At 48.4% G+C, this 7,179-nt stretch carries 9 protein-coding genes; 7 read left to right on the top strand and 2 right to left on the bottom strand.

The window, feature by feature from the left end; all coding sequences use genetic code 11:
* From MHN01_RS11545 to MHN01_RS11530, 4 genes are all read left to right on the top strand, one after another.
* Positions 1-334: hypothetical protein (locus tag MHN01_RS11545; protein WP_239411488.1), on the top strand; the 334-nt coding region annotated here is incomplete at its 5' end.
* 18 nt (positions 335-352) lie between these two features.
* On the top strand, positions 353-622 hold the full coding sequence (locus tag MHN01_RS11540; protein WP_239411487.1) for a hypothetical protein: 270 nt from the start codon (positions 353-355) through the stop codon (positions 620-622).
* Positions 623-633: 11 nt separating this feature from the next.
* A complete protein-coding gene (locus tag MHN01_RS11535) occupies positions 634-1,578 on the top strand; it encodes an HprK-related kinase A (RefSeq protein ID WP_239411486.1) in 945 nt (314 codons plus the stop codon).
* Positions 1,502-2,611, top strand: coding sequence for a nucleotidyltransferase family protein (locus MHN01_RS11530; protein WP_239411485.1), 1,110 nt, complete (start codon positions 1,502-1,504; stop codon positions 2,609-2,611). Before MHN01_RS11535 ends, MHN01_RS11530 begins: the two co-directional genes overlap by 77 nt.
* On the opposite strand, the gene MHN01_RS11525 is transcribed toward MHN01_RS11530, so the two are convergent.
* Positions 2,608-3,009 (bottom strand): VanZ family protein, encoded by a 402-nt coding sequence (locus MHN01_RS11525; protein WP_239411484.1) that lies wholly within the window; start codon positions 3,007-3,009, stop codon positions 2,608-2,610. The two genes, MHN01_RS11530 and MHN01_RS11525, sit on opposite strands and share 4 nt — an antisense overlap.
* Before the next feature lie 236 nt (positions 3,010-3,245).
* Here MHN01_RS11525 and MHN01_RS24660 point away from each other — a divergent pair, with 236 nt between their 5' ends.
* Positions 3,246-4,352: a GNAT family N-acetyltransferase gene (locus MHN01_RS24660; protein ID WP_239411483.1), complete on the top strand. Its 1,107-nt coding sequence runs from the start codon at positions 3,246-3,248 to the stop codon at positions 4,350-4,352.
* On the opposite strand, the gene MHN01_RS11515 is transcribed toward MHN01_RS24660, so the two are convergent.
* Positions 4,324-5,667, bottom strand: a complete 1,344-nt coding sequence (locus MHN01_RS11515; protein ID WP_239411482.1) for a chondroitinase-B domain-containing protein — start codon at positions 5,665-5,667, stop codon at positions 4,324-4,326. The two genes, MHN01_RS24660 and MHN01_RS11515, sit on opposite strands and share 29 nt — an antisense overlap.
* 261 nt (positions 5,668-5,928) lie before the next feature.
* Here MHN01_RS11515 and MHN01_RS11510 point away from each other — a divergent pair, with 261 nt between their 5' ends.
* Positions 5,929-6,885 (top strand): hypothetical protein, encoded by a 957-nt coding sequence (locus MHN01_RS11510; RefSeq protein WP_239411481.1) that lies wholly within the window; start codon positions 5,929-5,931, stop codon positions 6,883-6,885.
* Positions 6,886-6,928: 43 nt separating this feature from the next.
* A partial coding sequence (locus MHN01_RS11505; RefSeq protein WP_239411480.1) for an oligosaccharide flippase family protein occupies positions 6,929-7,179 on the top strand: 251 nt, incomplete at its 3' end.

Genomic DNA, 7,179 nt, shown 5'->3' with positions numbered 1-7,179 from the left:
ACTTGGTGCTCATGGTGGTGGCCAGTTTAGGTTGGCGCTGACTTTTGAGCCTACCGAATCGAGCGGATCAGGTGAAGCGGTCGAGGTATCCTTGCGACCCAGACATTTTCACCAGGTGTTGGTGGCTGCCTATCTGAATGCTTATTTCTCCTCCAGTGTTATTCGTTATCCTTACAATACCCGGCAAGTTGAAAGTGCCGTGATAGAAATGATCATGGTATTGGCTTCTAAGCTGGCTGATGAGCTTAATAGCCATGCCAGTGTTAACGAGCGATCGCCTGCCATCAAAAAAGCCTTTGCAGATCTCATCAGCCAGCTGCAGCTGTGGAGCTAACGGATAGTAAGGGGGCGCATGCCGAACAGTCTGCCTGAACATATTGTGCTTAATAGTGAGTTTTCAGTTGCACTCTGTACATTCAAGCATCAATCACGCTGTGTGATTTATAGCCCGTTTACATCTGAGTCGATGCTTTGTGATATTTCTGTCGTGACCCTGCTTGAGCGGCTCGGTGACGCGGGCTGGCGTGGTGAAGAACTCGATTATTTTATGAATACGCACCCCCAATCCACGTCGGAAGTCATTGAGCAACTGCTCTCAATGCAGATCCTACTGCCCAGCTAAGGACCCGCAAGATGTTCTCTTCAACGAAGTGGTACTATTTGAAAAGCGGCCCGTTTATTACCGAGGTCAGGACATCTATTCCAAGTGTTCAGCGTTATTTGCAAACCCATTACCAAGGTGCCCTGCTGGATGCCTCGGACTCACATTTTGTTGATTTTAACGTCTCCATTATGCCGGGGGTATTGGGTCGTCGCTGGATAAAGCCCCAGGCCCGGTTTTATTTTAATGGTGGCGAGCCCTTCAAACCGCTTCCGCTCAATCAGGCCCCGGCAATGCTGGAGTGGGGCATGAACTGGCTGATCACAAACCATGCGCACCAGTATTTGATTATTCATGCCGCTACCCTGGAGAAAAACGGTAAGGGGATCATGATTTCAGCCCCTTCGGGAGCTGGAAAAAGTACTCTCTGCGCCTACCTGGTTTCTCAGGGGTGGCGATTACTTTCGGATGAGCTGGCGCTAATCTGTCCTGAAACCAGACAGCTACATGGTTTGGCTCGGCCGATTAACTTAAAAAATGTAGCCATTGATCTGGCACGAGATTTTTTTCCTTCGACAAGCTTTAGTGAGGAAATCGCTGATACTACGAAAGGCAAAGTGTGTTTGATAAAGCCGCCGGCATCGAGCGTGGTTAATGCCCATATCACTGCGCCGATATCGCTCATCGTATTTGTAAGGTACTCGGCCAACGAGCAGTGTTATGTCGAAGAGGTTGAAAAGTGCGAAGCCCTGATGGAACTGATCAGCAATAGTTTCAATTTTGGTTTGTTGAATCGGGTGGGATTTGCCTGCGCCAAACAGGTCGTCCAGGATACGGATGCAATATACATAGAATATAACCAGTTAGCAGATTGCGAAGCAGCAATCAGGGATGGGATTGATGAAAAAAATAACGGCGGTAAAACTGGTCGATATTCTTCGAAGCCCCGCTCTTTTGCTTTCCATGAACCCTCGTAAGCTGTCGCAAATTGTTGCCGAGGCCCGGTTTTACAATATGTTGGCACAGCTCAAGTGGCTGTGTGATGAGGCTGATATCTGGTTTGATCTTCCGGTTGAATTTCAGCGGCATGTGTTGTCAGCTCAATACTCCTATACCAATCAAATCAGGTTACTGGAACAGGAGCACACTCATATTAGTGCGCTGTTCGGTCAACTCGGGGTGCGCTGGGTGTACTTGAAGGGAGCGGCCTATCAGCTTTCGGGTCTTGCTTGTCTGCAGGGCCGGATCATGAGTGACATTGATATTTTGGTTCCTCAGTCACAGATCGAAGCCGCCGAGAAGATGTTGATGGCACATGGTTGGCTGCATAAAAAAATGACGGACTACGATGATAAATTCTACCGGGATTATTCGCAGGAGATCCCGCCGTTACGACATTTTGAACGGCAGACAGAGCTGGATGTGCATTTTAATATTTTGCCGTCAGTGCTACGCCACGGCCCAGATCCTGCTGCCTTGCATAGCCACACCCTGGCACTTCCCGACAATAGCGGCGCTCGGGTGCTTAGCCCTGAGGCCATGGTCCTCCACAGTGCGATACACCTTTTTTATGAGAGCGAGTTTCATAAAGGGGTGAGAGATCTTTTTGATATTTTTCAGCTGATTGAATGCTTTAGTCTGCAGCCGGATTTCTGGAATAAGCTCATTCAGTTGCAGCGCTCAATAGGAAATGGTGAGTGTATGTATTTTGCGCTTCGCTATTGCCGCTTGTATTTTCGTCTTGAGATTCCAAACGAAGTGGTGAGCTTCTATGAACAGTTTAAGCCCAGTCAGCTCGTCTTCCGCTTGCTCGACCCGGCTTTTACCAAGGTGTTCAGCTCGGTATTTCCGGCTCATCATGAATTTGGTGATCACTGGTTATTGTTCGTGCTCTATTTAAGAGGTCACCTGAAGCGCTTGCCGATTTCAAAACTGGTGCCACATCTAATCAGAAAAGGGTTGTACAGGCTCAATCCGATGAAGAAAGACGAGTCGGAGCTGATGATTTAGTGGCTGCCCTTAGCTTGGCAGATGTGATAAACCAGCATGGTGAAGTAGCCAAGAAGAACCCCAGCAGTGTTGGCGATGATATCCGGCAGTGAGGCTTCCCGATTGAGAGTCAGTGTGATCTGGAGGTATTCCAGTGCCACACCGTGCAATATCAGCAAAAGCAGCAAGCTACTTATCAGCCAGCGCTTCTGACTCACTTTGGCCGTCGCGAGCAGCGCCAGTAGGGCATAGAGCCAGTAGGCCGCAATGTGAAGCAGTTTGTCGAGGTGCGGTATTTTATATTGCTTGAGGTCGGTGAGCTCCCCCTCCTCCTGGCCGGGCATAAGGGAGACATAGGTGATGAAAAGGCAGTAGCAGGCCAGTGCTAACCAAAGAAGGGGGGAGCGTTCAACAAACATTGACTGTCGTCCCGTGGCACCTCTTTTCGGGCAGTAAATTGTTTGTCTGTTTCATACGCGTTCCCAGAGGATCAAAAAAGTTCATCGTTCTTATAATAGCCAGCAGGGCAATATTTGACCGATTTTAATTTTTCCCTTCCAACTGACTGGTGAGCTTGCTGCTATGCTTATGTTGATTAAAAGGTATTTGAGTCTTATCGATGAGGCAATTCTCCATGGAGCTTGGAAATGATTCTGTGCAATGCGACGTTTTTTATAATCCTGACAGAGAGAAACTTGCCAAAGCGTGGCAACAGCTTGAAGCGCAGGCCAAGCCGAATTTTTTTCTGTCATGGTTATGGATTGGTTCATGGTTAGATAGTTGTGTCGATGATTGTTACCTTGTCGAGGCCAGAATCGGGAATGAGGTCGTCGGACTCGGTATTCTGGTGGCTAAAAAGAGCAGACTGCCTTTTGATTCAAGGAGGCATTACTTTCTACACCAGACAGGCGATCCTGAAAGCGATAAATTGTGTATGGAGTACAATGATTTCCTTTTACTGCCTGTCTGTGCGGAAAAAGTGCGTTCCGCTATGCTGTCAGAAATCTTCCTTTCTTTGGTTGGTCGGGGCACTTTAGTTGTCGGGGCAACCAAGGCCGGTATTTTTGATAGCGCACTAAGGCTCGGGGTTGAACGCCGGTGTGTCTGGGACTCAGTGGCCTATAAGCTCGATCTCAACCAGCTTCGGGCGGACAGCATGTCGTTGGAACAGAGCCTATCGCGAAGTGGCCGCTATCAGATTAAGAGAAGCCTGAAAAGGTATGAGAGTCTGGGCGAGATAACCATAGATACCGCCGCATCGGTCGAAGCGGCGCTGAGCATGTTTGCCGTTGCCGAGCATTTTCATCTTGAGCGCTGGGGAGCGATGCCTGGCCAGAGTGGCTTCACCTATCCCAAGTTTAAGCACTTCCATCATACTTTGATTCGGCGGGGGGTAGAGACCGGTGAGGTGGTTCTTCACACGCTTTACGCCGGTGATGAGCCTATTGGGGTGATTTATAACTTCCACTATGGTAATCAGGTTTATTTTTATCTGAGTGCGCTGAACTATAAGTTGCAGGACAAACATTTAAAGCCGGGACTGACGGCGCATTACCTGCTTATTAAGCAGGCTTTGGCAATGGGGATGGACAGTTATGATTTTATGGCGGGAGTAACCCGTTATAAGAAGACCTTTGCTAATTGCGAGTCTTCGGTTGCGACCTATCACTATCAGCAGCCCCACCTGGCGCTAAAGATTGAAAACTCTCTGAGAAATATCAAGCAGCGGATAGCTAGCGGAAGCAGTCCTTCTCCGCTTTGAAAGGGCCTCTGAACCTGTCAGTACTCGTGATGCTATTGCCGCAAAAATCTTTGTTTTCAAGGCCCGGAAGCAATTGATAGGGCATAGCGTCCAGATGGAGCTGCTGGCTGACCTGCTCTGTTTTGATGGAAAAGTTGCCACTGCTTGGTGAGACAAACCAACTATCAATCTTCTCCTTGCCAAACCAGAATCGCCTGGAGCTAATCATGTTGGCCTCTAACTCTGCCTTACCGTTATCTCTTTGATTGATGTGGCCGTTTAAAATGTTGTTGGCAACAAAGGTATCAGACTGGGGGTATCGAATATCGATTCCCTGAGTGCCGTACAGGGTATTATTGCTTACCGTCGACTGTCTGCCTTTGTTTATATATATGCCAGCGTCGTTACAACGGATAACGATGTTGCTTCGTACGATAGCACCAACGGTTTCTGCGCTATTTTCTTCTCTGCGGTGCTGCTGTGCCATTCCCCCACCACCAAGAGATAGGCCAATTCGAGAGCCGTGAAAGTCTTGATGTGTGGAATTGCAGATCACAAGATTATTTTCAATAGTCCCTTTAATCGATCCTCCCTTGATAAAGGCACCATAGCTGACCTGGTTGCCGCCCAGTTTAATAAAGTCGCGAATAATATTACGGCTGATTAGCCAGTTGTTGCCATGATCGACATTGATGGGGGTGACGGGCTTTGTGACATCTCTGGCAGCGGTGAAAAAGAAGTGGTTATGGCGAATAACCCCGTGATCGGGGAATGCATCCTTGTCTCGGTTTACCTTTATCGCTGCATTAAAGTCGATGAACTCATTATGTTCGATGAGGGTGTGGCTGGCGTTGCCCACCACATGAATGGCATGCTCGCAGCGTGACTGTTGTTTGCATTTGCCGACAAAGCGCAGACCCGACACACGCCAGTATGGATGATTGAGGTAGAGGCCTTCAAGACTATCGAGTTCTAACGTGGCTTTTCCCGGCTCCAGGGCGCGTAGGGTGATTGGCCGTTCCTTCGTCGGAAGCAGCTTGGTCGTTCGGAGTCGTTTGCTGCTGATCGGATAGTCTCCGTTTAGCAAGACGATCTGCTGGCCGGGCAGTACATCGGCTAGGGCCTTGATAAGCATTATTGAATCTGAAACGAAAATAGCATTATCAGGGCGGCGAATATGAGCGCTCATCTCCGGCCAGTGAGGGCCAACTGTCGGCCAGCGGTTTGTTTCGCCAAACGGCAGTATATCGCTATGGAGCGGAGCTGGCTGGGCAAATGATAAAAGAGGAGCTCCCAGTAAAACTAAGACCATAAGCACGATTAACGTAAAGAACATTCGTTTCCCTCGCCAGGTCAACACTGCGGTTGGCCATACAGGGGGGGATGCCTCTCCATGGCCGCCATTAGCAATCAGTATAGGTAGCCCGCAACAAGAATGTTCAATTAAGAGTCACTTATCTCTTTCACATTACTGGATAACACAAAATGTAATATGTGATTTTTTTGTTGTGATTTGGTTAAAAACTGTGAGCTGTGCCATTATCAATAAGAAGAAAAATTTGATGTAGATGGCATTTATTGGTTTCGGAGGCATGCTATGGCCAACAGGCTCGCGGTAGTCATTCACGCAGAAGAAGAGTTTGACTGGGATAAAGGCGCCAAGGCGACGAATCAGTCGGTAACTCATCATCGAGAGTTAATGGCACTGATCGATAGGCTGTTGGACGCAGGGGCCAAAGTAACCTTGGCGATGGATTATCCTTTTATATCAAGTAAGGAGGGGGCTTCCGTTGTCGAGAAGTACCGCGGCCTGGCTGACAGTAAGATCGAGTTTGCCGCCCATTTGCACCCCTGGGTTAATCCGCCGCTCGCGGCTGTTGAACAAGACGGTACGGTTGCCGATGTGAATACGTACCCGGGAAACTTATCCAAAGAGCAGGAATATCGAAAACTGGCAAACCTGACGGAAAAGATAGAGTCAGTTTCTGGCACCCGCCCGGTGACATACCTGGCCGGCCGATATGGGATCGGTGAAAATACGGCGCGTAGTCTGGTAAAGCTGGGCTACAAGGTCGATTTGAGCATTAGCGCCTATTGTGACTTTACCCACCAGGATGGCCCCGACTTTAGCGGTTATGGGAACAAGATTTTTGAGCGGGATGACATCACTTATTTCCCCCATACCTGTTCGATACTATCGGCTGTACCGCTGTTCCAGGATTATGCCAACAGGCACTCGGCTGTCTTTACCGAGTGGCAAAAAAGCTTGGTCAAAAAAGTCATCGGAAAATGCCTCAGGCTTCGCCGGTATCGCCTCTCGCCCGAAGGTTTTACCCTTAAAGAAATGCAGCAGCTGACCTACTCCCAGCAGAAAATTGGTCAGCGTGAATTTATATTGTCGCTTCACTCGCCCAGTGTGAAGCCTGCATTGACATCCTATACCAGGGATGAAAGGGAAACGGATCAGCTTGTATCAAATACCCGAGATTTTGTTCGTTGGTTTATTGATGAGCTGGATGGACAGCCAATGCTTCCCAGGCAGCTGGCATTGTAAATGAGTAATTGTGTATGGATAGGGAAGCCATGCCTGGTACTGCATGATGAATAAACAATATAGCAGCGCACTTATTTCTGGTGCCAAGTGGGCAATGATAGCCACCTGGTATAACCGTATTTTAGGGTTAGTAAGTACGCTAATTCTAGCGAGATTACTCACTCCCGCGGATTTCGGGATTGTCGCCATCTCATCTTTTTTTATTTTTCTTTTTCTGGCATTTACCTCTGTTGGTACCAATCGGATTGTGATCCTGGAAGATGAGATCTCAACGGAGAGGCTAAATAGTATTTG

Source organism: Photobacterium sp. OFAV2-7 (assembly GCF_022347985.1).
Classification (GTDB): Bacteria; Pseudomonadota; Gammaproteobacteria; order Enterobacterales; family Vibrionaceae; genus Photobacterium.
This window is presented reverse-complemented; position numbering and strand designations above follow the sequence as displayed.